Below are 21,645 nucleotides of genomic sequence, written 5' to 3' on the forward strand. Positions count from 1 at the left end.
ACCCACGCGCGGACCGTACCGGACGGACAGGGACGTCGGTTCGCCTCCGGTTCGACGGAGGCGCGCGAACATTTTGAGGCAGGCCGCCGAAATGGACTTGTCTTCGACACATCAAGATATATCTTAGTGCATCTCTGATAGTGAAAAGGAATATCCCATGACCAGATGCAATCATGAGCGCAGCGAGGATGGGCGACGAGGTCGCGGCCGCAAGGGCTCCGGATGGAACTGGAGCGGCGGCGCGGACGGTCTGTTCGGTGCCGACGGTCCCTTCGGCCCGAGCGGTCCGTTCGGCCCCAGCGGCCCCTTTGGGCCAGGTGGTCCCTTCGGACCCGGCGGGCCCTTCGGTGGTGATCGCGGGCGAGGCGGTCACCGTTCCGGCCGCCGGCGGCGCATGTTCGGGCAGGGCGAGCTCCGGCTGGCACTGCTGCGCATGCTCGCCGACGAACCGCGCCACGGCTACGAGCTGATCAAGGCGGTCGAGGATCTGACCGGGGGGACCTATGCGCCCAGCCCCGGCGCGGTCTATCCGACGTTGCAATTGCTCGCCGACGAAGGCCTGATCGAGGAGCGCGACGACGATAGCCCGCGCAAGGCGTTCGCCGCCACCGCGCAGGGCCATGCCGAGCTGGAAGAGCGCGAAGAGGAGGTCCGGGCCCTGTTCGAGCGTCTGTCCGCCGTGGGCGACGAACAGCACGGATCGCCGAACCTTCGGGTCCATCGCGCCATGGAAAACCTGCGCAACGCGGTCCGTCTCCACCGCCATCAGGGCGAGCTGGAGGGCGAGAGGCTCGATCGGCTGGTCGACTTGATCGACGACGCCGCACGCGCGATCGAGCGGCTATGACTGTCACCGCCACAGCGCATGTTCCGACCGCTGCCGGGTCGCGTTACCTGCAGCAACTCTGCAAGCACTGGTCGCACAACCTGGCTGTCGAATACGACAGCCAGGCGGGCCGCGTAACCTTCCCCGCGGACGGGCGCGGCGGTTCGTGGGCGGGCGAGGGAGTGCTCTCGCTCGCCGCGAAACCGGACACGCTCGAATGCACGATAACCGCCAGCGAGGAAGGCCAGCTGGAAATGCTCAAGCGGGTCGTGGCGGAACATCTCGACCGTTTCGCCTTTCGCGAGGCCCCGCTGACATTCGACTGGCAGGACCGCTAACGGTCTCACCTGCTATGTTCATGGCGAGGCCCGGCGGCGATCAGATCAGCCGGGCCTCGATCATGTCGCGATAGGTTTCGACGACGGCTTCGTTCACGGGGTCCCAGGCCCATTTGTGGCTGTGCCTTTCGCCCGCGGCCCCGTGGGCTGCGCGCAGCTCCGGCTTGCGGATATAGGCTTCCAGTGCGTCGGCGAACCCGCCGGTGTCGTCGGGCGGGATCATCCGCCCCGTCTCGCCATCCAGGACCAGGTGGTTGCTGCCCGTAGTATCCACCGCGACCACCGGCAGGCTGCACGCCATCGCCTCCAGCGTGACGTTGCTGAACGCCTCGGTGATGGAGGCATTGAACAGGACGTCCATGCTGGCGACCGCGCGGCCCAGGTCCGCTCCGGTCTGAAACCCTGCGAACCGCGCGTTAGGGACACGTTCGCTGAACCACTCCCCGGCTGGACCCTCGCCAACCACCAGCACGCGGAACGGAACCCCGCGTCGGGTCAGTTCCGTGGTGACGTCCGCGAACCGGTCGAGCCCCTTTTCCAGCACCAGCCGTCCCAAGAACCCGATCGCGACCTCGTCGTCGGCGATGCCGAGAGACCGGCGCCAAGCCAGGTCGCGGCGATCGCGGTCGAAAATATTGCGATCCACGCCGCGCGCCCAGATGCGCATATCGTCGTTCATGCCTTGCGCCAGATAGTCCTGCCGGATCACCTCGGTCGGTGCGAGGACCGCGTCGCAGCGACCGTAGAAGCGGCGCAGAATGGCACGCAACGGCGGCTCCATCATCCCCAGCTTGTAATAGCGCGGATAGGTGTCGAAGCGCGTATGGACGCTGGCGATCGCGGGAATGCCGCTGGCTCGCGCCCAGGCGAGCGCCGCATGGCCGCTCGGATCGGGGCTCGACAGATGGACCACATTGGGCGCGAACCGGGCGAGATCGCGCCGCACCGCGCGGCTGAGGCCCAGCGGCATGCGATATTCGCCGCGTCCCGGCAGGGGGACATTGGGCACATTCACCAATTCGCCGGTCGCTTCGAACGCCGGGTTTTCCACCTTGGGCGAATATACGCGCACCGATGCGCCCTGCCGCAGCAGGTAGCCGACCAGGCGATTGAGTGCCTGGTTCGCACCGTCCCGGGTGTAATTGTAGTTCCCGCTGAACAGCGCGACGCGAAGATCGGTGGTGTGCATATAACCTCGCGCCATATCGACCGCCCGCTGGCTTGGGAAGCGCGAGACCTCGTGGCCGCATGCGGTTTCAACTGCAACCGCATGCGCGCTTGACTCGGGGGTCACGCTCCACCACTTGCGCCGACGGGCCACGCGGTCCCAACGCCGCGCGCGCTCTCTGCAAGGAGAGAATACATGACTGATACCACTCCCCCGGCGCGCAAGCCTGCGCGTCCGTTCTTCTCGTCCGGCCCGTGCGCCAAGCCGCCCGGATGGTCCCCCGACAAACTAGCCACCGAATCGCTCGGTCGCTCGCACCGCTCGAAACTGGGCAAGGCGCGCCTCGCCTATTGTATCGACCTGATCCGCGAAGTGCTTGAGGTGCCGGAGACGCACCTGATCGGCATCGTCCCCGGGTCCGACACCGGCGCGGTCGAGATGGCGATGTGGACCATGCTGGGCCAGCGCCCCGTCACCACGATCGCGTGGGAAAGCTTCGGCGAAGGCTGGGTTACCGACGCGCTCAAGCAGCTGAAGATCGATCCGACCGTGATCCGCGCCGATTACGGCGAACTGCCCGAGCTGGCGCAGGTCGACTGGTCGCACGATGTCGTCTTCACCTGGAACGGCACGACCAGCGGCGTGCGCGTGCCCGATGGCGACTGGATTGCGAGCGAGCGCGAGGGCCTTTCCATCGCCGATGCGACCAGCGCCGTGTTCGCGCAGGACATCGCTTGGGATAAAACCGACGTGTTGACCTTCTCCTGGCAGAAAGTGCTGGGCGGGGAGGGCGCGCACGGCGTCCTGATCCTCGGCCCGCGCGCAGTCGAGCGGCTGGAAAGCTACACGCCCGAATGGCCATTGCCCAAGGTCTTCCGCCTGACCAAGGGCGGCAAGCTGATCGACGGCATCTTCCGGGGCGAGACGATCAACACCCCGTCCATGCTCGCGGTCGAGGATGCGATCTTCGCGCTCGAATGGGGCAAGGCGCTGGGCGGGCTGTCCGCGATGAAGGCGCGCGCCGACGCCAATGCCGCGGCGCTGGACAAGCTGGTGCAGGATCGCGACTGGCTCGGCCACCTCGCCGCCGATCCCGCCAGCCGGTCGAACACCAGCGTGTGCCTGACGGTCGAGGGTGCGGACACGGATTTCATCAAGAAATTCGCCGCCCTGCTGGAGCAGCACGATGCCGCCTACGACATCGCCGGCTATCGCGACGCGCCGCCCGGCCTGCGCATCTGGTGCGGCGCGACCGTCGACACCGCGGACATCGAAGCGCTCGGCCCCTGGCTCGACTGGGCCTGGGCAGAGCTCAGCTAGCCGTCTCCCGCTCGCCCTGAGCTTGTCGAAGGGCCGTACTTTTCTTCTGAAGACCCGTCGAAGGTGAAAGACGATCCTTCGACAAGCTCGGGATGAGCGGTCTTATTCTATCGAGGTTACATCATGACCAAGCCCAAAGTCCTCATTTCCGACAAGATGGACCCCAACGCCGCGCGTATCTTCGAGGAGCGCGGTTGCGAGGTCGACGTCATCACCGGCGAGACGCCAGAAGAGCTCAAGGCCCGCATCGGCGAATATGACGGCCTCGCCATCCGCTCCTCCACCAAGGTGACGGCCGATATCCTCGACGCCGCCGACAATCTGAAGGTCATCGGCCGCGCCGGTATCGGGGTCGACAACGTCGATATCCCCCATGCGTCGGGCAAGGGCGTGGTGGTGATGAACACCCCGTTCGGCAATTCGATCACCACCGCGGAGCACGCGATCGCGATGATCATGGCACTCGCCCGCCAGATCCCTGAGGCGAATACCCGCACGCAGGCGGGCGAGTGGCCAAAGAGCGCGTTCATGGGGGTCGAGGTCACCGGCAAGACGCTGGGCCTGATCGGGGCGGGCAATATCGGCTCGATCGTCGCGGCGCGGGCGCAGGGCCTGCGGATGAAGGTGATCGCGTTCGATCCGTTCCTGACGCCCGATCGCGCCGTGGAACTCGGCATCGAGAAGGTCACGCTGGACGAGCTGCTCGCGCGTGCCGATTTCATTACGCTGCACACCCCGCTGACCGACGACACGCGCAACATCCTCAGCCGGGAAAACCTCGCCAAGACCAAGGAAGGCGTGCGGATCGTCAACTGCGCGCGCGGCGGGCTGATCGACGAAGCGGCGCTCAAGGACATGCTGGAGAGCGGCCATGTCGCGGGCGCGGCGCTCGACGTGTTCGCGCAGGAACCGGCCAAGGACAACGTGCTGTTCGGCGCTCCCAACTTCATCTGCACCCCGCATCTGGGCGCTTCCACCACCGAGGCGCAGGTCAATGTCGCGCTGCAGGTGGCGGAGCAGATGGCCGATTACCTGGTCAATGGCGGCGTCACCAACGCGCTCAACATGCCGAGTCTTTCGGCCGAGGAAGCGCCGAAGCTGCGCCCCTACATGGCGCTCGCGGAAAATCTTGGCTCGCTGGTGGGGCAGCTCGCGCATGGCAACCTGCCCAAGATCAGCGTCGAGCTGGAAGGGGACGCGGCCGAGCTCAATCCGAAGCCGATCACCGCCGCCGTGCTCGCCGGGCTGATGGCGCGCTATTCGCAGAGCGTGAACATGGTCAACGCGCCGTATCTGGCGAAGGAGCGCGGGATCGAGGTGCGCGAGATCCGCAACACGCGCGAGGGCGCCTACAACACGCTGGTGCGCGTTACCGTGGCGACCGACAGCGGCGATCGGTCGGTTGCGGGCACGCTGTTCGGGTCCAGCGCGCCGCGCCTCGTGGAGATCTTCGGCATCGGGATCGAGGCGGAGCTGGCGGGCAACATGCTCTATATCGTGAACGATGATACGCCGGGCTTCATCGGCCGGATCGGTACGCTGCTCGGCGATAGCGGCATCAATATCGGCACCTTCAACCTCGGGCGGCGGCAGACCGGCGGGGAGGCGGTGCTGTTGCTGAGCGTCGATCAGCCGATCCCGCAGCAGGTCATCGACCAGGCTTGCCAGGTGCCCGGTGTGCGTACGGTGAAGGCGGTGGCGTTCTGACGTTTCGGGCCCACCCCGGTTCGCTAGCCGCCGCTCCGCCGCGGCAAGCTGCACCTTCCCTCCCGCAGGCGGGAGGGGTTGCGAGACTTGCGAGCTTGCTCGCTAGTCGCAGCGGGGTGGGCACCCTTTCGCCTTCACAATCCCGCGCCAGGCGCTAGGGGAACGGCACCATGACCGAACCCGAAGACCTGCTGCCGATCGGCCTCGAGGATCGTCTCCCGCGTGAGGCGGCGGCGATCACGCGCGCGATGCGCGAGGCGCTCGATGCGATGGACGCGCACGGTTACGACCGGGTACGTCCGCCGCTGATCGAGTTCGAGCGTTCGCTGGCGGGCCGGATGGGGCACGAGAGCGCGCGCACGCTGTGCCGCTTCGTCGATCCGGCCAGCCTGCGCACGCTGGCGGTGCGTAGCGACATCACGCCGCAGATCGGGCGCATCGCCGATACCGGCCTGTCGCAGGCGCCGCGCCCGCTGCGCCTGTGCTATGCGGGGGAGGTCGCCGTGCTCAGCGCCGACCAGCTCGATCCCGCGCGCCAGCGGCTGCAGCTGGGGGCCGAACTGGTCGGGGCGGACACGCTGGAGGCGATTTCCGAAATCCTATCGCTGGCGGTCGAAACGCTGGAAGCGATGGGCGCGAAGGGCCTGACCATCGACCTGACGCTGCCCGATCTCGTCGACACGCTGGCCGCCGGGCCGATGCCGCTCGCGCCCGAACGGGTCGAGCCGGTAAAGGTGGAGCTCGACAGCAAGGATGCAGGCGGGCTCGTCGCGGCGGGCGGTGAAACCTACCTGCCGCTGATCCATGCGACCGGCCCGGTCGAAACCGCGCTGGAGCGCCTGCGCGCGATCGACGCGGGCGGCGCGCTCGCCAGCCGGATCGAAGGGATCGAGAAACTGGCCAAGAGCCTGCAGGGGCGGGCGCGCGTCACGCTCGACCCGACCGAGCGGCACGGGTTCAAATATTACAGCTGGTTCGGCTTCACCGCCTATGGCGCCGGAGCGAGCGGCGCACTGGCGCGCGGCGGGACCTATCGCGTACAGCGTTCGGGAGAGGCGGCGACCGGCTTCACCTGCTATCTCGACCGCTTGCTGCCCGCGCTTCCGCCGGCTCCGGCGCGCGACATGCTGTTCCTGCCGACCGACCACGATCCCGCCGTCGCGCGGCGGTTGCGGGCGGAAGGCTGGCGCACGCTCAAGGCGCTGACGGATGGCGACGATCCGCGCGCGCTGGGCTGCACCCACCGCCTGGCGGGTGCCGAGCCGACGCCGCTTTAGTTCCCCGCCAGCACCGCCTGGGTATCGGCGATCGCGACGTCGCTCGTCATGCCCAAATAGCGGTCGTAATAGGGAACGTGGCTGGCGCCGACGATGGCGAGCGTCCGCGTTCCCGGGCCGATCACCTCGCGCAGATTCGCGACCATGCGCAAATTGCGGGTTTCCCAATAGGCGAGATAGGCGCGCCCGGTGGCGGGGTAGCGGGTCGATCCCGCCGCCGCGCCGAAGTCGGTCGCCATCGCTAGACGCTGCGCCTCCGGCGAATTGAGCGAGCGGTAATAGGCGACGACATCCATCGATCCGTCGTTCAGCGCGGCGCTTTCCGCATTCATCCGCGCGATCCGTTCGTCGAGCGCGGGACTGTTCCAGATTTCGGGCAGCTCCTTGCCATAGGCTTCCTCGTCCGCCACCCGGCCCGCGCGGTCGCCCGTATGATCGTCCACCCGGTAGACCCGGTCGAGGCCCCGTCGTGCCGCGAGCCGCGATCCGATGATGACACTCTCGCTCGACTTGCCGGACTGTTTTTCGATCGTCGCGACCAGATCGGGCGTCAGCCCGTCGCCCGCATACCGCTCCGCCTCGGGCAATTGCCACCATTGCGCGATCGCCGATTCGGGTTCGCCCATGGCCAGGAACAGCGCCGCCAGCCGCCGCCGCGTAGGCGGTTCGCGCACAGGCGCTTCCAGCAGCGCAAGCGCCTCCTCCTCAGCCTGGGCGCCGCTCAGCCCTAATGCCTCTCGGGCCGGACCGGCGTCCGGGCAATATGTCTCGGCCGTATCGGTGTAGACGAAGGCATATTCACGCAGATAATCGCATTGCGGGCCCGACAGGCCCTCCACGGCGATCGCTTCCGGTGCCCATTTCGCCAGCCGATCAAGCAGCGGATCGAACCGCGTGCGGTCGAAATCCTTGGGCAGGGACGACAGATGCGCACTACCCAGCACCAGCACCGGTGTGCGATCGCCGCGCGTCTGCGCCGCGGCGTCGACGATCGAGACCGGATCGGCGACCTGCTCCCCCGTGTCGGGAAGCGGAGCGGCGACCGCCGCGGCGGCGAGGGCAAGGATGCTCAGAAGCGGCATGACGATCCCTTCGGCAAAAACCGAGAGGTGTCATGCCGCTATAGGACGGTCAAGCGGCTAGATACGCATCTTGGAGGGTTCCGGCCCCATCCGTCCGCTGGCGCTGTCGAGCTCGTCGATCCGCTTCATCTGTTCGTCGGTCAGCGTGAAATCGAGCGCCTTGAAATTGGCCTCGATATGATCGCGGCTGGCGGATTTGGGGATCGGGGCCAGACCGTGCTGCAGGTGCCAGCTGATGATTACGGCGCTGGCCGGTTGCCCGGTCTCGTCGGCGATCTGCTTGATCGTGTCGTTGGACAGTCCTTCGCCCTGGCCCAGCGGCGACCAGCTCTGCGTGACGATGCCCATCTCGTCATGCACCTGGCGCAGCTGGCGTTGCTGGAAGGTCGGATGCAGCTCGATCTGGTTAAGCGCGGGCACCACGCCGGTCTCGTCGACGATCCGCTTCAGGTCTTCTTCGCGGAAATTCGAAACGCCGATCGACTTCGCCTTGCCCTGATCGCGCAGTTCGATCAGCGCCTTCCAGGTGTCGACGAACAGCTCGTCCTCGGGGCAGGACCAGTGGATCAGCAGCATGTCGACGTGATCGCGGCCGAGCCGATCCAGGCTGCCATCCGCCGCCTTCAGCGTCTTGTCGTAGCCCTGGTCCTCGTTCCAGATCTTGGTCTGGAGGAAGATATCGGACCAGTCGCCGACGCCCTTGCCGACGCCGCGTTCGTTTTCGTACACCTTGGCGGTATCGACCAGCCAGTATCCCGTCTCGATCGCGACCTTCACGGCCTCGTCGGCCTTGTCGTCGGGAATTTGATAAGTGCCGAAGCCCAGCTGCGGGATCTGGCGGTCGTCGTTGAGGGTGAGGGTAGGGTAATCGGTCATGGTATCTCCTTTTGCCCGATCAACGCCGCGCCACCGCGTCGGGTCCGTACTTTCCTACCCCCGGCGGCGCTGGCACATAGAGGGGGATGCCAACGCTCTCCGCCCTCCCGATGCAGCCATCCATTCGTCGCATGGAACGGGCCGCTTTTTTCGCGCCAGGACACTGTTCCATGTGTTCCATCCTGTAGGATTTCTACGGCGGGGCGCAGGTGCGATGCGCATTGCCGGGCTGCTGCTAAACGCCTAGTGCGCGGGCGGCTTTCGCAGGAACAGGGAACAGCGCATTGGCTAACGTGACCGTGATCGGCGCCCAGTGGGGCGATGAGGGCAAGGGCAAGATCGTCGACTGGCTGGCCAGCCGCGCCGATGCCGTCGTGCGTTTCCAGGGCGGCCACAATGCCGGCCACACGCTGGTGGTGGACGGCACCACCTACAAGCTCAGCCTGCTGCCCAGCGGCATCGTGTCGGGCACGCTATCGATGATCGGCAATGGCGTGGTGCTCGATCCGTGGGCGCTGCGCGACGAGGTCGAGAAGCTGGAGGGGCAGGGCGTCGCCGTGAACGACGACAACCTCGCCGTCGCCGACAATTGCCCGCTGATCCTGCCGCTGCACCGTGATCTCGACGGCTTGCGCGAAAGCGCGGCGGGGGCGGGCAAGATCGGCACCACCGGGCGTGGGATCGGGCCGGCTTACGAGGACAAGGTGGGTCGGCGCGCGATCCGCGTGTGCGACCTCGCCCATCTCGACCAGCTCGACCCGCAGATCGATCGCCTGTGCGCGCATCACGACGCGCTGCGCGCCGGCTTCGACCAGGAGCCGGTCGACCGCGAACAGCTGAAGGCGGACCTGGCTGAGATCGCGCCCTTCGTCCTGCGCTTCGCCCAGCCGGTGTGGAAACGGCTGAAGAAGGTGCGCAAGGCCGGGGCGAAGGTGCTGTTCGAGGGCGCGCAGGGCGTTTTGCTCGACGTGGATCACGGCACCTATCCCTTCGTCACCAGCTCCAACACCGTCAGCGGAACCGCGGCGGCGGGCAGCGGGCTGGGGCCGAACGCGACCGGCTTCGTGCTCGGCATCGTGAAGGCTTACACTACCCGCGTCGGCAGCGGGCCGTTCCCGACCGAGCTCGACGACGAGGTCGGCCAGCGGCTGGGCGAACGGGGCCACGAATTCGGGACCGTCACCGGTCGCCAGCGGCGCGTGGGCTGGTTCGACGCGGTGCTGGTGCGCCAGACCTGCGCGATCAGCGGTGTCACCGGCATCGCGCTGACCAAGATCGACGTGCTCGACGGGCTCGACACGGTGCGGATCTGCACTGGCTATCGCCTCAACAACAACGTCTACGACTACCTCCCCAGCCACACCGCGAGCCAGGCGGCGGTCGAGCCGATCTACGAAGAGATGGACGGCTGGCACGAAAGCACCGCCGGCGCGCGCAGCTTCGCCGACCTGCCGGCGAACGCGGTGAAGTACATCCAGCGGATACAGGAACTGATCGAAACGCCGGTGGCGCTGGTCTCCACAAGTCCCGAGCGCGATGACACGATCCTGATGCGCGATCCGTTCGAGGATTGATGGTGCGGGTCGACACCAGGCCCACCCCCAACCCCTCCCGCAAGCGGGAGGGGAGCGAGCCTTGCCGAGCCGCAGGCGAGGCTAGGCGCAGCGGGGTGGGCGTGGTGCTCGCTCTACTGGCAGCATCCTGCGCGCCGACGTCACCGCCGCAGGAGATCGCGCAGCCACAGGTCGACTTCCTCCGCGTCGACAAGTCCGACCGGACGCTGGTCCTCTACGATCACGGTCGCGCGGTGCGGCGCTATACCGGCCTGCAATTCGGCGACGCGCCTCTCGGCCACAAGCATTTCGAAGGCGACGAGCGCACGCCGGAAGGGCGCTACACGATCGATGCGCGCAATCCGCAAAGCGCCTATCACCTGTCGCTGCGCGTCTCCTATCCGAACGAGGCTGACCGCGCCTATGCGGCCGCGCGGGGGCGAGATCCGGGCGGCGACATCTATCTCCACGGGCAGCCCAACGCACTGCCGCTCGGCCGTGTGCCGGCCGACTGGACCGATGGCTGCATCGCGCTTTCGAATGCCGAGATCGAGGAAGTCTATGCGCTGGTGCCCGACGGCACGCCGATCGAGATCGTCCCCTGACTTGACTCAGGCTCCGTAGTGTTCCTTATATGTTCCGATGTCTCGACAAGAGGATTCGGACGGATGATGGAACGGCTCACGCTCGAATATGCGCCCACCGCGCGTGCCGCGGTCGGCCCGGCCAGTGTTTCGATCTTTGCCGATCGCGCCCATGTGCGCGCCGAACTGGTCGAGGACCTGCTCGCCGTCGGATGCGGTATCGCGGGTGAAGGGGCGCTCCGGGACCTCGCCACCGATTTGGGGCCGCTGCAGGGCGCGGTGGTCGTACTCGACTGTCCCGCGCTCGACGCGGCCCGGCTGGCGGCGCTGTCACGGATCGATGATGCGGTGTTTCAAGCAGGTATCGCGTTGGTGGTATCGACCTCGATCGGCACATTGGAGGAGGTATTCGCCTGCCTCGACCGATCGGAACCGATCCTGCTGGTCGAGCCGTCGCGGGGGGAGCGATTGGCCGCGATCGGTCGGGCGCTGGCACGACCATCTTCTGCAAGGGTGCGCGATTTCTCGCATGAGGACCGCATCGCGATGCTGCGCCTCGCCGAACAGGTGGAACGGCTCGCGCAGCAAACGAGCGGCGAGAGTGGAGGGCTGGATACCTTGATGGTGCGCTCGCCTGCCATTTCCTTCGATGCCGAAAGCGAAGCGGGAAATAATGAGTGCGATCGGTTGATCCGTCGCACGCGGCCTTCGCTACCCGATCCACGGCTGGTGCGGCGGATCATTCGCCAGCGGCAGGCGCGCGGGCGCTTTTTCGACGGTGCGCTGTTTGCCGATCCGGCGTGGGACATATTGCTCGACCTCACTGCCGCGCGGGCGGAGTACAAGCGCGTGTCCGTGACCAGCCTGTGTATTGCCAGTGGCGTGCCGCCCACCACCGCGCTGCGCTGGATCGGTCAAATGACGGAGGACGGCCTGTTGCAGCGGGTCGCCGACACCATCGATCGCCGCCGCGCCTATATCGCGCTCAGCGACGGGGCGGCGGATGCCATGGCGCGCTATTTCGCGGAAGTTGTGGAGGTCGCCGGGTCCTCTTCCTGATCCAGCCGCAGGATTACCGTCAGGCCTTCCTCGGGCGGCGCGGCGGGAAGGACATGCCGCACGGCATCCGCGCGCGCGCGATCCAGGATAGCAGGCGGAATGGCCGGATCATGGAGCAGGTTGTCGCAGGTTCCGAGCAGCCTCGCCTGGCGCAGCGTGAGCTCCTCCGGATCGATCGATCGCAGCCGGAACGTGTGGACGGTTTCATGCGGCAGATTGCTATCGCCGCGCACCCATCCCGCGACCCTCTGGGCGGATCCGGGGTCCAGCGGGTCGAGCGGGCCACCCTGGACGAGCGCATTGTCGAGCGCGAAGCGCCGCATGTCGGAATTGGTCCAGCGCTGGCGAATGGCATCGCGCGATCCGGCGAGCCGCGCGGCGAGAAGGCCGAGCGTATGGGGCAGCAATTGTTCGATCCGCAGACGCAGATGCTTCGCCAGTCCCGCCGACGCCCCGCCGGTCGCGATCGCGATGATCACCGGGTCGCGGTCCAGCATGCTCGGCGTGGTGAAATCGCACAGGTCGGGCCGGTCGGCGACATTCACCAGCAGGCCCTTCGCCCGCAAGCGGGAGGCCGTGGCCTCCGCCTCGTCGTCATCATCGATCGCCACGAAGGCGATCCTCACCTTGTCCGCTTCTTCTTCCGGGCAGGGGATACCCCCGGCGCGCTCGACCAGGCGCCGCTTCGCCCCTGCCATCGGTTCGTCGCCGGTAACGACCACCCGCGTCCCCGCGATGCGATGGAACAGCGGCAGGCTATGCATGGCACGCGCCCATCAGGCGAGCCAGTCGGGCACGCGTTCGGCCTCCATGATCGCCGCGGCATCGATCCGGTCCGCGACAACGGCATAGCGTCCGCCATCGACCAGCACCTCGGGCACGAAACCGCGCGAATTGTACGAACTCGCCATGGAAGCCCCATAGGCCCCGGCGGTGCGAAACACCCCGAGATCGCCGGCGACCAGCGCGTCGCAGTCGCGGTCGGTGGCGAAGGTGTCGCCGGTCTCGCAAATAGGCCCGACGATATTGGCGGTCATCCGCTCGCCGCTCGGCGTCACGGCGTCGAAGTCGTGCCAGGCACCGTACATGGCCGGGCGGGCGAGGTCGTTCATCGCCGCATCGACGATCAGGAAGGGCGCGCCGTTGCCACCCCGCTTCACCCTGATGACCCGGGTGAGCAACACCCCCGCATTGCCGGCGATCAGACGACCGGGTTCGAACGTCAGGCGAACGTCCCACCCCTTCGTGGCGCGCGCGACCATCGCGCCGTACTCGGCAGGGGAGGGGAGCACTTCGCCCTTGCGATAAGGTACGCCGAGCCCGCCGCCCAGATCGACATGCGTGATCCGGTGGCCGGCTTCGCGCAAGTCGCTGACGAGGGATTCAACCTTGTCGAACGCGGCTTCGAGCGGGGCGAGATCGGCTATCTGGCTGCCGATATGGATCGCCACGCCGCGCAGGTTCAGCCCGTCGAATGCGGCCAGCTCGGCAAAGATTTCGCGCGCTAGGATCAGCGGTACGCCGAACTTGTTCTCCGCCTTGCCGGTGGAGATTTTCTCATGCGTTTTCGCATCGACATCGGGGTTGATGCGCAGGCAGGCAGGCGCGGCGATCCCGCGTGCTGCGGCGATCGCCGCCAGTTCCCGGCCTTCCTCGACCGATTCGATGTTGAACTGGCCGATCCGCTCGTCGAGCCCCAGCTCGAGCTCGGCGCGCGTCTTGCCGACGCCGGAAAACACGATCTTGTCGGGCGCGATTCCGGCGGCCAGCGCGCGGCGCATCTCGCCGCCGGAGACCACGTCGGCACCGAAGCCCTGCTTCTGCAAGACCTTCAGCACGGCAAGGTTGGGGTTCGCTTTTACCGCGAAGGCGATCAGCGGGTCGGCAAGCTGGGCCAGCGCATCGCGAAACTCGCGCGCATGGCGCTCCAGCGTGGCGCGCGAATAGACATAAACGGGCGTGCCGACTTCTTCCGCAATCCGCGGCAGGGGCACGTCTTCGGCGTGGAGCACGCCGTCGCGTAGTGAGAAATGGTCCATTATTCGGGCGGCAGATCGAAAGGATCGTCTTCGCGCTCTTCCGAGCGCGTGCGCAGTTCCACCGCCCGCTGGGGTGCGGCGACCGGCGGCAGTTCCAACAGTTCCGCCGGTTCGGGCTTCACCACCGCGCCATACGGAGCGGGAGGCAGATCGTGCCCGGCCAGCGGTCGCAGATCGGTTTGCTGGGCGCAGGCGCACAGGGCCAGCGCAGTTGGTGCCAGAACGGCGGTGGCGGTCGGGCGACGCATCATTCCTCCATGCCCAGCGCGGCGCGCGCTTCGGCGACGCGCTGCCTTACCTGATCGGGTGCGGTCCCGCCATAGCTGGCCCGCGCGGCAACGGAGGCATCGACGGTGAGGTGGTCGAATACCCGCTCGTCGATCCGCGTATCGATCGCCTGTAGGTCCGCCAGCGGTATCGCGTCGAGCGCTATGCTGCGCTCTTCGGCGAGCCTGACCGCCGCCCCGGTGATATGATGCGCCTCGCGGAAGGGAATGTTTGCCTCGCGCACCAGCCAGTCCGCAAGATCGGTCGCGGTCGCGAAGCCGAGTTCCGCCGCCGCGCGCATTCGCTTGGTCTGGAAGGTGCATCCACGGACCATGCCGGTCATCGCGGCGAGCGACAGGTCGAGCAGGTTCGCCGCCTCCAGCACAGGCGGCTTGTCGTCCTGCATGTCCTTCGAATAGGCCAGCGGCAGACCCTTCATCGTCACCATCAATGCCGTCGCGCAGCCGACGATGCGTCCCGCATGGCCGCGCACGAGCTCGGCCGCGTCGGGGTTCTTCTTCTGCGGCATGATCGAGCTGCCGGTCGACAGGGCATCGGGCATCCGCGCGAAACCGAAGGGCTGGCTGGCCCACACGATCATCTCCTCGGCCAAACGAGACAGGTGAAGCGAGCACTGGGCCGCCGCCATGAGGTAGTCGAGCGCGAAGTCCCGATCGGACACGGTGTCGAGGCTGTTGGCCGTGGGCCGGGAAAAACCGAGCTCCGTAGCGGTGAAATCCCGGTCGATGTCGAAGCCCGTTCCGGCGAGTGCCGCCGCGCCTAGAGGGCATTCGGCAAGCCGTTCCTGCGCCGCCGCGAACCGGGCAACGTCGCGCCGCGTCATCTCGTAATAGGCCATCAGATGATGACCCAAGGTCACGGGCTGCGCGGTCTGCAGATGGGTAAAACCGGGCATGACGCTATCGGCATGCTCGCCCGCGCGAGTGACGAGCGCATGTTGCAGCGCGTCCAATCCTGCCAGCGCGCGTTCGTTGGCGGCGCGAACCCACAGCCGGAAATCGGTCGCGACCTGGTCGTTGCGGCTGCGGGCCGTATGCAGCCTGCCAGCAGCCGGACCGATCAGTTCGGTCAGCCGGCTTTCGACCGTCATGTGGATGTCTTCGAGATCCCAGTCTTCAGGTACGCCATCGCGTTCGAATTCGCTCGCTATCGTGTCGAGCCCCTGCGTGATCGCATTGGAATCGTCCGACGTTACGATTCCCTGACGTGCGAGCATCGCGACATGGACCTTCGACGCACGGATATCCTCGCGCCACAGCGCCTTGTCGAAAGGAATAGAGGCGTTGATTTCGCGCATGATCGCGCTAGGCCCTTCGGCGAACCTGCCGCCCCACATCGCATTGGAGGCCGAATTGTCCCGCTTCTCTTCCATCGCCGCCTTGTCTTTGTTGCTGCTCGCCGGCTGCGATAGGCAGACTTCCGACGGCCCGCAACAAACCGAGACTACTGCGGCGCAAAAGACCGCCACTAAGGCCGAAATCGATCGCAGCCATGCGGGTGATCTCATGCCGACGCAGAATGTCACCGATCCCTCCGGCAACGCGCTCAATCTGGGGGCACTGCAGGGTACGCCGGTGCTCCTCAATCTGTGGGCGACATGGTGCGCCCCTTGCATCGAGGAGATGCCGCAGCTCGACGAACTGGCAGCCGAGCTCGGCAGCAAGGTGAGAGTGGTTACCGTTAGCCAGGATTTAGAAGGGGCCGAAAAGGTCGAGCCGTTCTTCGCCAAGAACGATTTCGCCAATCTTCAACCCTGGCTCGATCCCGACAACCGCCTCGGCTTCGCCTACGGGGCGAACCTGCCGATCACCGTGCTCTACGATGCGAGCGGTCGCGAGGTGTGGCGCGTGGCAGGCGGCTATGACTGGTCCTCGCCCCAAGCGCGCGGGGCAATCGACGAGGGTATCGCGCCAAAGGGGTGAGCAAAGGCCACCCTTCGCTTTTCCAAGCATATGTCGTGTTGGGGAGCCTGGTGGGCGGTGACGGGTTCGAACCGCCGACCCTCTCGGTGTAAACGAGATGCTCTACCAGCTGAGCTAACCGCCCGGAGCGCGACACGCCCATAGCGCCGAAAGCCGAATGGTCAATCATCGGATTGAATTCGCTAATGAGAATTATTTGCAAATAGTGGCGACCGTGGCAAGGTCTCCCTGTTCGATTCGCCGAGGGAGCTGCCGTTACCATGTACCAGTATGTCGATCGCCCGTTTGCCGACCTCGATCGCCGCGAGCGGCTCCTCTTGCTGGCCATGCGGGACTGGGTCTTCGCCGCGAAGAGGGGGCGCTGCCCGGTGGACGCGGTATCGCTACGCTTCGTGTCGCACCGGGTGGTCGGCGGGATCGAGCCGTTCCATGCGACGATGGCGATCATCGCCCGGCATGGGCGGGAACGGTTGGTGCTCTCGTGTCCGTGCACACCATGCATCGGGGAAGGGGAAGCCATTCTGCTCGTCGCGCTGACCGGTTCTTCCGGAGCCTTTAAGAACGCGCGTTCGATCGATCATCTGATCGCCCCTGCGCATGCGGATGCGCTAGCCGCCTCGATCACGCAGCTCGACACTGCCCTTTTGTTAGGCGGGATGTGCTGACGCCCCCATTGCGCCGCGCCTGCGCGTCCCCCAAACGCACGGGCATGACGCAGGCAAAAATTCATGTCCTCGCCACAGGCGGCACCATTGCCGGTCGTGCCGGCTCCCCCGTGCGGCGCGACTATCGCCCCGGGCAGATCGGTATCGAGGAGTTCATCGCGCGGATCGAAAGCTTCGGCCTCGATGCCAGACTGACCGGAAGCCAGATCGCCAATATCGGGTCCGAAGACATCGATATGACGGTGTGGCGGGAACTGCACGCGACCGCGCTGGCGGCGATCGAGAACCCCGAGTGCGACGGGATCGTCATCACCCACGGAACGGATACGGCGGAGGAAACCGCGCTGCTGCTCGACCAGACGCTGCCGACGCACAAGCCGGTGGTGCTGGTCGGCGCGATGCGGCCCGCCGATGCGGTGGGGAGCGACGGTATGCGCAATTTTGCCAACGCGGTGGTTGTAGCGCGCGACCGGGAGGCGGCCGGGCGCGGGGTCCTAGTGGTGATGGGCGATCTGGTTCACGCAGCGCGCGACGTGCGCAAGGCCGTGACCACCGGAACGAAGGCCTTCCGCAGCTTTCCGCGCGGCCCGATCGCGGCGGTCACGCCGACGTCGCTCGAATGGTTCGCCGAACCGTGGCGGCCTGCGCAGGAAGCGCGCTATCCCTTGCCGGATGAACTGCCCCCGGTTGCGATCGTCCATGCGTGCGCAGCGGCCGATGTCGAACTCGTCGCGCTGCTCGTCCGCCACGGGACGAGGGGCATCGTGCTGGCCGGTATGGGCGAAGGCAACGCGCCGCGCCGCTTGCGCGATGCGTTGGCCGATGCGGTCCGCGCTGGCGTGCCGGTGGTCCGCTCGAGCCGGGTGGACGAAGGGTTGGTCGATCGCGAGCCCGAGGACGACAATGCCGGTTTCGTCGCCGCGCGCGCCCTTGGCCCGGCGAAAGCGCGCATCCTGTTGCAGTTGCTGCTGGCGAACGGGATCACCGACCCCGCCGCCATCCAAGCCGCTTTCCAGCGCCGCTAGGCGCGCCGGTCAGGGCGTGACGAGATATTTCTCGCCCGTCCGCATCGCAGAATACTGCATCACCGCGTCCTTCTGCAGCATCTCTTCCAGCGTGACCTTGCGGGTATAGTTGCTGGCGAATGTGGTCGTCAGTTCGTCGATCACGCGCCGGCGCATCCGCATGACTGTTTCCATGCCCGCCTGCTGCAGGAAAGGCGTCAGAAGCCAGCCGCCCAACGTCCAGCCGAAACCGTAGCTGGGCGTCAGGATCGTCGGCCCGAGGTCGAGGCGACCGTAGATATACATCTTCTTCTGCTGGTTCGATCCGTAGCGGTTGTATTCGCTCATCTTGCCGACTGCGACCTGCTCCATCGCCTTGAAACAGTGGTCGACCGTCTTGCCTCCGCCGATCGGATCGAAACCCAAATAGGCGTCGGTCGCGTCGATGGCGCCGCGCAGCTGCGCCATGAAATCCTCGTCGCTCGAATTCACGATGTGCTCCGCACCTTGCCCTCTCAGCAGCTCGACCTGCTCCTGCTTGCGGACGATATTGACCAGCGCCATCCCGTCGGCGCGGCATATCCGCCCCAGCATCTGCCCGAGATTGGAGGCCGCGGCGGCATGGATGATCGCGTCCTGCCCTTCGCCCTTAGCGGTCTCGACGAAACCGAGCGCTGTCATGGGATTGACGAAGGCGCTGGCACCGTCCTGTGCCGAATGGTCGCCCAGCGGCAGGCACATCGTCGCATCGGCGATGGCATATTCGCCGTAGGCGGTGCCGGGTACGCAGGCGATGCGCTGTCCGGCGAGAGCCTTCGCCATGTCACCTTCTCCGGTCGCCACGACCATTCCGGCACCCTCGTTCCCGACTGGCAAGCGCTGGCCATGCCTGCCCTTCGCGCCGGAATTAAACGGCTCCGGCATCTTCGCGACGAGTTTGCCGGATGAATATTCGGCATTTTCCAGATCGGCAGGGCCGAGCAGCAGCGCCAGATCGCTGGGATTGATCGGCGCGGCTTCCATCTTCACCAGCACCTGATTGCCGGTAGGGGCGCGCCATTCGCTGTCCGCCAGTTCCACGGTCAGGGTGCCGTCGCTCTCCAGCGTGGTGAAAATCTGCTTTCCGGTCGTGCTCATGCCTGTACCTCGTGGTCGCTGCATTGGATGGGGATGATGTCGTGTGCAGGCGTATCGCGCTGCGCGAGCCCCAGGTAAAGGGTGGGCGATGGCGAAGCTCTATTTCTATTATGCGAGCATGAACGCGGGAAAGTCGACCACGCTCCTGCAGGCCGACTTCAACTATCGCGAGCGCGGCATGGCGACCATGCTGTGGACTGCGGCGCTCGACGACCGATCGGAAGGGAAGCCCATCGCCAGCCGCATCGGGCTGGAGGCGGAGGCCAATCTCTATCGCCCCGATACCGATCTGTGGGCGGAAATCGGCGCCGCCAATCGCAGCAGGCCGCTCGATTGCGTGCTGGTGGACGAGGCGCAGTTCCTGACCCGCGATCAGGTATGGCAACTGGCCCGTTTGGCGGACGAAGAGGGCATCCCCGTTCTGTGCTATGGCTTGCGCACCGATTTCCAGGGCGAGCTCTTCCCCGGCTCCGCCGCGCTGCTGGGTATCGCAGACTCCCTGATCGAGCTGAAGGCTGTATGCCATTGCGGTCGCAAGGCGACGATGAACCTGCGGGTCGATGCGGCAGGCGCGGCGGTGCAGGAAGGCGCGCAGACGGAGATCGGGGGAAACGACCGCTACGTGGCGCTGTGTCGACGCCATTTCGTATCCGCCTTGGCGGAGTGCTGACGGGTGCTATGGCAACAAGGCGCGGCTGACCCTATTTCCCCGCTATGACCGATACCCTTTCCCTCGCTGTGGTGCTCGTGCCGGCGTTGATCGTCGCCATCGTATTCCACGAGGTCGCCCATGGCTGGGTGGCGCTCGCGCTCGGCGATCCCACGGCGAAGGAGCAGCGCCGGCTCAGCCTCAATCCTCTGCGCCATGTCGACCCGATCGGCACTTTGCTGGTGCCCGGGTTCCTCGCCGTGGTGGGCGGGCCGATATTCGGCTGGGCGAAGCCGGTGCCGGTGATGAAGAACCGGCTCGACAATCCGCGCTACGGGATGATGGCGGTTGCGGCGGCGGGACCGGGGACGAATCTGCTGCTCGCCGCGATCGGTGCGGTGGTTCTCGGCCTTGTCACCCACGGCATGACCGCGCAGGAAATGGCCGCGCCGGACATGCTCGTGCAGGGCCTGTTCTATTTCCTGCTGATCAATATCTTCCTCGCCTTCTTCAACCTGCTGCCGATCCCGCCGTTTGACGGCTCGCATATTCTGGAAGGACTGCTGCCGCCGCGTTGGGCGCGCGTCTATGAGCGGCTGCGCCCGATCGGCATGCTGCTATTCGTCGGCCTCATCGCGCTCACATGGTTCCTGCCCGGTCTGGGATTGATCGAGAACACGGTGGGGCCGCCGGTCGATTGGGCGATGCGCAAATACCTCGCGCTGGCCGACGCGGTCGCAGGGGGCTGATATCCCGCACGGCTGGATCATTCTCGACAAACCCCGTGGCCTCGGTTCGACGCAGGCAGTTGCCGCGGTCAAGCGCAACCTGCGACAGGGTGGCTATGCGAAGACTAAGGTAGGCCATGGTGGCACGCTCGACCCGCTGGCCGAAGGCGTGCTGCCGATCGCGCTGGGAGAAGCGACCAAACTTGCCGGGCGGATGCTCGATGCTAGCAAGATCTACGAGTTCACGATCCAGTTCGGTGAGGAAACCGACACCCTAGATACCGAGGGGGAGGTAATCGCACGTTCGACCCGCCTGCCCCCGATGGAGGCGGTCGCGGCCGTGCTCGACGCGTTCGTCGGCGAAATCGAGCAGACGCCACCGGCCTATTCGGCTGTGAAGATCGACGGCAAGCGCGCCTACGATCGCGCGCGCGCGGGCGAGGAAGTCGCGATGAAGACGCGGCGGGTCACGATTCGTGATCTGCGCTTGGCCGGCGGCTATGCGGGAGAGGACAATCCCTCGCAGCTTGCTACCGGCTTCGCCCAGCCCGACCCATACAATCCCGCGCCGCCGCTCGTTTCGGTCGACGCGGTCACGCTGACAGCGCATGTTTCCAAGGGAACCTACATCCGATCGCTGGCACGGGATATCGCGCGCGCCCTTGGCACCGTGGGACACGTCACCTATCTCAGACGTACGAAGGCCGGGCCATTCCGCGAGGATCAGGCGATTTCGCTGGACAAACTCAACGAAATCGGTAACGGCGCGCCCCTTCAAGACCTCCTCCTGCCGCTCGAGGCGGGGCTGGACGACATCCCGGCTCTCAACCTCACCCCCGATAGTGCGCAGGCGGTCCGCCAGGGCCGGGTCCTTTCGGGAATGCCCCAATCCGACGGGCTCTACCTTGCGAAATCGGGCGATATTCCGGTGGCGCTGGTGGAAATTGCCGGAGGCGACGCGAAAGTCGTCCGGGGTTTCAACATGCACGATGTCGCGGAGTGAATGAAATGTCGGTAACCGCCGAGAAGAAGCAGGAAATCATCAAGGATAACGCCACGGGCACGAACGATACAGGTTCGCCCGAGGTGCAGGTCGCGATCCTGACCGAGCGTATCCGCAACCTGACCGAACACTTCAAGGATCACCACAAGGACAACCACTCGCGTCGCGGCCTGCTGACCATGGTCAACAAGCGCCGCAGCCTGCTCGCCTATCTTAAAAAGAAGGATGTCGAGCGGTACAACGCGCTGATCCAGAAGCTGGGTCTTCGTAAATAAGAGTTTCTCGAAGGGGCGGCTCCAAGAGCCGCCCCGTCGTCTATCCGGCCTACGCGCAATTCGGCGCACGGGCTGAAGAATGGGGCAGACAAGGCCCCGCACCGACCCGGGACGGCTTACCCGGAATATGAGGCCCCGCGAGGCA

Annotated in this window: 23 protein-coding genes and 1 tRNA gene; 15 read left to right on the forward strand and 9 right to left on the reverse strand. The window is 66.2% G+C overall.

Features of this window, described 5'->3' with window-relative positions; translation table 11 throughout:
• Positions 1-157 precede the first annotated feature (157 nt).
• Together MKP08_RS07365 and MKP08_RS07370 are read left to right on the forward strand one after the other, a co-directional pair.
• Positions 158-847, forward strand: coding sequence for a PadR family transcriptional regulator (locus MKP08_RS07365; protein ID WP_241553239.1), 690 nt, complete (start codon positions 158-160; stop codon positions 845-847).
• Positions 844-1,164: a DUF2218 domain-containing protein gene (locus tag MKP08_RS07370; RefSeq protein WP_241553241.1), complete on the forward strand. Its 321-nt coding sequence runs from the start codon at positions 844-846 to the stop codon at positions 1,162-1,164. The genes MKP08_RS07365 and MKP08_RS07370 overlap by 4 nt, the downstream gene beginning before the upstream one ends.
• A 40-nt stretch (positions 1,165-1,204) precedes the next feature.
• Here MKP08_RS07370 and MKP08_RS07375 read toward each other — a convergent pair whose 3' ends face one another.
• Positions 1,205-2,353: a glycosyltransferase family 1 protein gene (locus MKP08_RS07375; RefSeq protein ID WP_241555559.1), complete on the reverse strand. Its 1,149-nt coding sequence runs from the start codon at positions 2,351-2,353 to the stop codon at positions 1,205-1,207.
• A 174-nt stretch (positions 2,354-2,527) separates the two neighbouring features.
• Between MKP08_RS07375 and MKP08_RS07380 the strand changes: the two genes are divergently transcribed.
• From MKP08_RS07380 to MKP08_RS07390, 3 genes are all read left to right on the forward strand, one after another.
• Positions 2,528-3,652, forward strand: a complete 1,125-nt coding sequence (locus tag MKP08_RS07380) for a phosphoserine transaminase (RefSeq protein WP_241553243.1) — start codon at positions 2,528-2,530, stop codon at positions 3,650-3,652.
• Positions 3,653-3,775: 123 nt separating this feature from the next.
• Positions 3,776-5,359, forward strand: coding sequence for a phosphoglycerate dehydrogenase (gene serA, locus MKP08_RS07385; protein ID WP_241553247.1), 1,584 nt, complete (start codon positions 3,776-3,778; stop codon positions 5,357-5,359).
• 170 nt (positions 5,360-5,529) lie between these two features.
• Complete coding sequence (locus MKP08_RS07390) at positions 5,530-6,636, forward strand: ATP phosphoribosyltransferase regulatory subunit (RefSeq protein ID WP_241553248.1); 1,107 nt, start codon at positions 5,530-5,532, stop codon at positions 6,634-6,636.
• Here the strand turns inward: MKP08_RS07390 and MKP08_RS07395 are convergent.
• On the reverse strand, positions 6,633-7,718 hold the full coding sequence (locus tag MKP08_RS07395; RefSeq protein WP_241553252.1) for a DUF5694 domain-containing protein: 1,086 nt from the start codon (positions 7,716-7,718) through the stop codon (positions 6,633-6,635). The genes MKP08_RS07390 and MKP08_RS07395 overlap by 4 nt on opposite strands.
• Before the next feature lie 57 nt (positions 7,719-7,775).
• Entirely contained in the window at positions 7,776-8,594 is an 819-nt protein-coding gene (locus tag MKP08_RS07400) for an aldo/keto reductase (RefSeq protein WP_241553253.1), read from the reverse strand.
• A 284-nt stretch (positions 8,595-8,878) separates the two neighbouring features.
• Between MKP08_RS07400 and MKP08_RS07405 the strand changes: the two genes are divergently transcribed.
• The 3 genes from MKP08_RS07405 to MKP08_RS07415 all read left to right on the forward strand — a co-directional run bounded on the left by MKP08_RS07405 (position 8,879) and on the right by MKP08_RS07415 (position 11,790).
• Complete coding sequence (locus MKP08_RS07405; protein WP_241553256.1) at positions 8,879-10,168, forward strand: adenylosuccinate synthase; 1,290 nt, start codon at positions 8,879-8,881, stop codon at positions 10,166-10,168.
• 104 nt (positions 10,169-10,272) lie between these two features.
• The gene (locus MKP08_RS07410; RefSeq protein WP_373418100.1) at positions 10,273-10,752 is read left to right on the forward strand and encodes a murein L,D-transpeptidase family protein; all 480 of its coding nucleotides are present in this window, start codon (positions 10,273-10,275) and stop codon (positions 10,750-10,752) included.
• A 63-nt stretch (positions 10,753-10,815) separates the two neighbouring features.
• Positions 10,816-11,790 (forward strand): MarR family transcriptional regulator, encoded by a 975-nt coding sequence (locus tag MKP08_RS07415; RefSeq protein WP_306300132.1) that lies wholly within the window; start codon positions 10,816-10,818, stop codon positions 11,788-11,790.
• Here the strand turns inward: MKP08_RS07415 and MKP08_RS07420 are convergent.
• The 4 genes from MKP08_RS07420 to argH are packed head-to-tail and all read right to left on the reverse strand — an operon-like array spanning position 11,748 to position 15,453.
• Positions 11,748-12,554, reverse strand: coding sequence for a bifunctional precorrin-2 dehydrogenase/sirohydrochlorin ferrochelatase (locus tag MKP08_RS07420; protein ID WP_241553266.1), 807 nt, complete (start codon positions 12,552-12,554; stop codon positions 11,748-11,750). The two genes, MKP08_RS07415 and MKP08_RS07420, sit on opposite strands and share 43 nt — an antisense overlap.
• Before the next feature lie 12 nt (positions 12,555-12,566).
• Complete coding sequence (gene lysA, locus MKP08_RS07425) at positions 12,567-13,829, reverse strand: diaminopimelate decarboxylase (protein WP_241553267.1); 1,263 nt, start codon at positions 13,827-13,829, stop codon at positions 12,567-12,569.
• Positions 13,829-14,077, reverse strand: a complete 249-nt coding sequence (locus MKP08_RS07430; RefSeq protein WP_241555561.1) for a hypothetical protein — start codon at positions 14,075-14,077, stop codon at positions 13,829-13,831. The genes lysA and MKP08_RS07430 overlap by 1 nt, the downstream gene beginning before the upstream one ends.
• Positions 14,077-15,453, reverse strand: a complete 1,377-nt coding sequence (argH, locus tag MKP08_RS07435; RefSeq protein WP_241555562.1) for an argininosuccinate lyase — start codon at positions 15,451-15,453, stop codon at positions 14,077-14,079. The genes MKP08_RS07430 and argH overlap by 1 nt, the downstream gene beginning before the upstream one ends.
• A 16-nt stretch (positions 15,454-15,469) precedes the next feature.
• Between argH and MKP08_RS07440 the strand changes: the two genes are divergently transcribed.
• Positions 15,470-16,039, forward strand: coding sequence for a TlpA disulfide reductase family protein (locus MKP08_RS07440; RefSeq protein ID WP_241553270.1), 570 nt, complete (start codon positions 15,470-15,472; stop codon positions 16,037-16,039).
• A 48-nt stretch (positions 16,040-16,087) separates the two neighbouring features.
• Here MKP08_RS07440 and MKP08_RS07445 read toward each other — a convergent pair.
• Positions 16,088-16,163, reverse strand: a tRNA-Val gene (locus tag MKP08_RS07445).
• A gap of 136 nt (positions 16,164-16,299) precedes the next feature.
• Between MKP08_RS07445 and MKP08_RS07450 the strand changes: the two genes are divergently transcribed.
• Together MKP08_RS07450 and MKP08_RS07455 are read left to right on the forward strand one after the other, a co-directional pair.
• Positions 16,300-16,704 (forward strand): hypothetical protein, encoded by a 405-nt coding sequence (locus MKP08_RS07450; RefSeq protein WP_241553272.1) that lies wholly within the window; start codon positions 16,300-16,302, stop codon positions 16,702-16,704.
• Positions 16,705-16,748: 44 nt separating this feature from the next.
• Positions 16,749-17,729 (forward strand): asparaginase, encoded by a 981-nt coding sequence (locus MKP08_RS07455; RefSeq protein WP_241553274.1) that lies wholly within the window; start codon positions 16,749-16,751, stop codon positions 17,727-17,729.
• Between the two features lie 9 nt (positions 17,730-17,738).
• Here the strand turns inward: MKP08_RS07455 and MKP08_RS07460 are convergent, their stop codons facing one another.
• Positions 17,739-18,845: a zinc-binding dehydrogenase gene (locus tag MKP08_RS07460; RefSeq protein ID WP_241553276.1), complete on the reverse strand. Its 1,107-nt coding sequence runs from the start codon at positions 18,843-18,845 to the stop codon at positions 17,739-17,741.
• A gap of 88 nt (positions 18,846-18,933) precedes the next feature.
• Here MKP08_RS07460 and MKP08_RS07465 point away from each other — a divergent pair, with 88 nt between their 5' ends.
• From MKP08_RS07465 to rpsO, 4 genes are read left to right on the forward strand one after another with little or no spacing between them, the layout of a single operon-like run.
• A complete protein-coding gene (locus MKP08_RS07465; protein WP_215228730.1) occupies positions 18,934-19,515 on the forward strand; it encodes a thymidine kinase in 582 nt (193 codons plus the stop codon).
• Positions 19,516-19,559: 44 nt separating this feature from the next.
• Positions 19,560-20,243 (forward strand): site-2 protease family protein, encoded by a 684-nt coding sequence (locus tag MKP08_RS07470; protein ID WP_241553278.1) that lies wholly within the window; start codon positions 19,560-19,562, stop codon positions 20,241-20,243.
• A 1-nt stretch (position 20,244) separates the two neighbouring features.
• A complete protein-coding gene (truB, locus tag MKP08_RS07475) occupies positions 20,245-21,225 on the forward strand; it encodes a tRNA pseudouridine(55) synthase TruB (RefSeq protein ID WP_241555563.1) in 981 nt (326 codons plus the stop codon).
• Between the two features lie 5 nt (positions 21,226-21,230).
• A complete protein-coding gene (rpsO, locus tag MKP08_RS07480; RefSeq protein WP_215228728.1) occupies positions 21,231-21,500 on the forward strand; it encodes a 30S ribosomal protein S15 in 270 nt (89 codons plus the stop codon).
• Positions 21,501-21,645: the final 145 nt, after the last annotated feature.

The sequence above is a fragment of the Erythrobacter sp. LQ02-29 genome, assembly GCF_022576075.2.
Classification (GTDB): Bacteria; Pseudomonadota; Alphaproteobacteria; order Sphingomonadales; family Sphingomonadaceae; genus Alteriqipengyuania.

Excerpts from the sequence above, each read along its gene's own strand:
- MKP08_RS07365 (WP_241553239.1), top strand. The coding sequence starts at position 158 with ATGACCAGATGCAATCATGAGCGCAGCGAGGATGGGCGACGAGGTCGC.
- MKP08_RS07370 (WP_241553241.1), top strand. The coding sequence starts at position 844 with ATGACTGTCACCGCCACAGCGCATGTTCCGACCGCTGCCGGGTCGCGT.
- MKP08_RS07375 (WP_241555559.1), bottom strand. The coding sequence starts at position 2,353 with ATGCACACCACCGATCTTCGCGTCGCGCTGTTCAGCGGGAACTACAAT.
- MKP08_RS07380 (WP_241553243.1), top strand. The coding sequence starts at position 2,528 with ATGACTGATACCACTCCCCCGGCGCGCAAGCCTGCGCGTCCGTTCTTC.
- serA (WP_241553247.1), top strand. The coding sequence starts at position 3,776 with ATGACCAAGCCCAAAGTCCTCATTTCCGACAAGATGGACCCCAACGCC.
- MKP08_RS07390 (WP_241553248.1), top strand. The coding sequence starts at position 5,530 with ATGACCGAACCCGAAGACCTGCTGCCGATCGGCCTCGAGGATCGTCTC.
- MKP08_RS07395 (WP_241553252.1), bottom strand. The coding sequence starts at position 7,718 with ATGCCGCTTCTGAGCATCCTTGCCCTCGCCGCCGCGGCGGTCGCCGCT.
- MKP08_RS07400 (WP_241553253.1), bottom strand. The coding sequence starts at position 8,594 with ATGACCGATTACCCTACCCTCACCCTCAACGACGACCGCCAGATCCCG.
- MKP08_RS07415 (WP_306300132.1), top strand. The coding sequence starts at position 10,816 with ATGATGGAACGGCTCACGCTCGAATATGCGCCCACCGCGCGTGCCGCG.
- MKP08_RS07420 (WP_241553266.1), bottom strand. The coding sequence starts at position 12,554 with ATGCATAGCCTGCCGCTGTTCCATCGCATCGCGGGGACGCGGGTGGTC.
- lysA (WP_241553267.1), bottom strand. The coding sequence starts at position 13,829 with ATGGACCATTTCTCACTACGCGACGGCGTGCTCCACGCCGAAGACGTG.
- MKP08_RS07430 (WP_241555561.1), bottom strand. The coding sequence starts at position 14,077 with ATGCGTCGCCCGACCGCCACCGCCGTTCTGGCACCAACTGCGCTGGCC.
- argH (WP_241555562.1), bottom strand. The coding sequence starts at position 15,453 with ATGTGGGGCGGCAGGTTCGCCGAAGGGCCTAGCGCGATCATGCGCGAA.
- MKP08_RS07450 (WP_241553272.1), top strand. The coding sequence starts at position 16,300 with ATGTACCAGTATGTCGATCGCCCGTTTGCCGACCTCGATCGCCGCGAG.
- MKP08_RS07455 (WP_241553274.1), top strand. The coding sequence starts at position 16,749 with ATGACGCAGGCAAAAATTCATGTCCTCGCCACAGGCGGCACCATTGCC.
- MKP08_RS07460 (WP_241553276.1), bottom strand. The coding sequence starts at position 18,845 with ATGAGCACGACCGGAAAGCAGATTTTCACCACGCTGGAGAGCGACGGC.
- MKP08_RS07465 (WP_215228730.1), top strand. The coding sequence starts at position 18,934 with ATGGCGAAGCTCTATTTCTATTATGCGAGCATGAACGCGGGAAAGTCG.
- MKP08_RS07470 (WP_241553278.1), top strand. The coding sequence starts at position 19,560 with ATGACCGATACCCTTTCCCTCGCTGTGGTGCTCGTGCCGGCGTTGATC.
- rpsO (WP_215228728.1), top strand. The coding sequence starts at position 21,231 with ATGTCGGTAACCGCCGAGAAGAAGCAGGAAATCATCAAGGATAACGCC.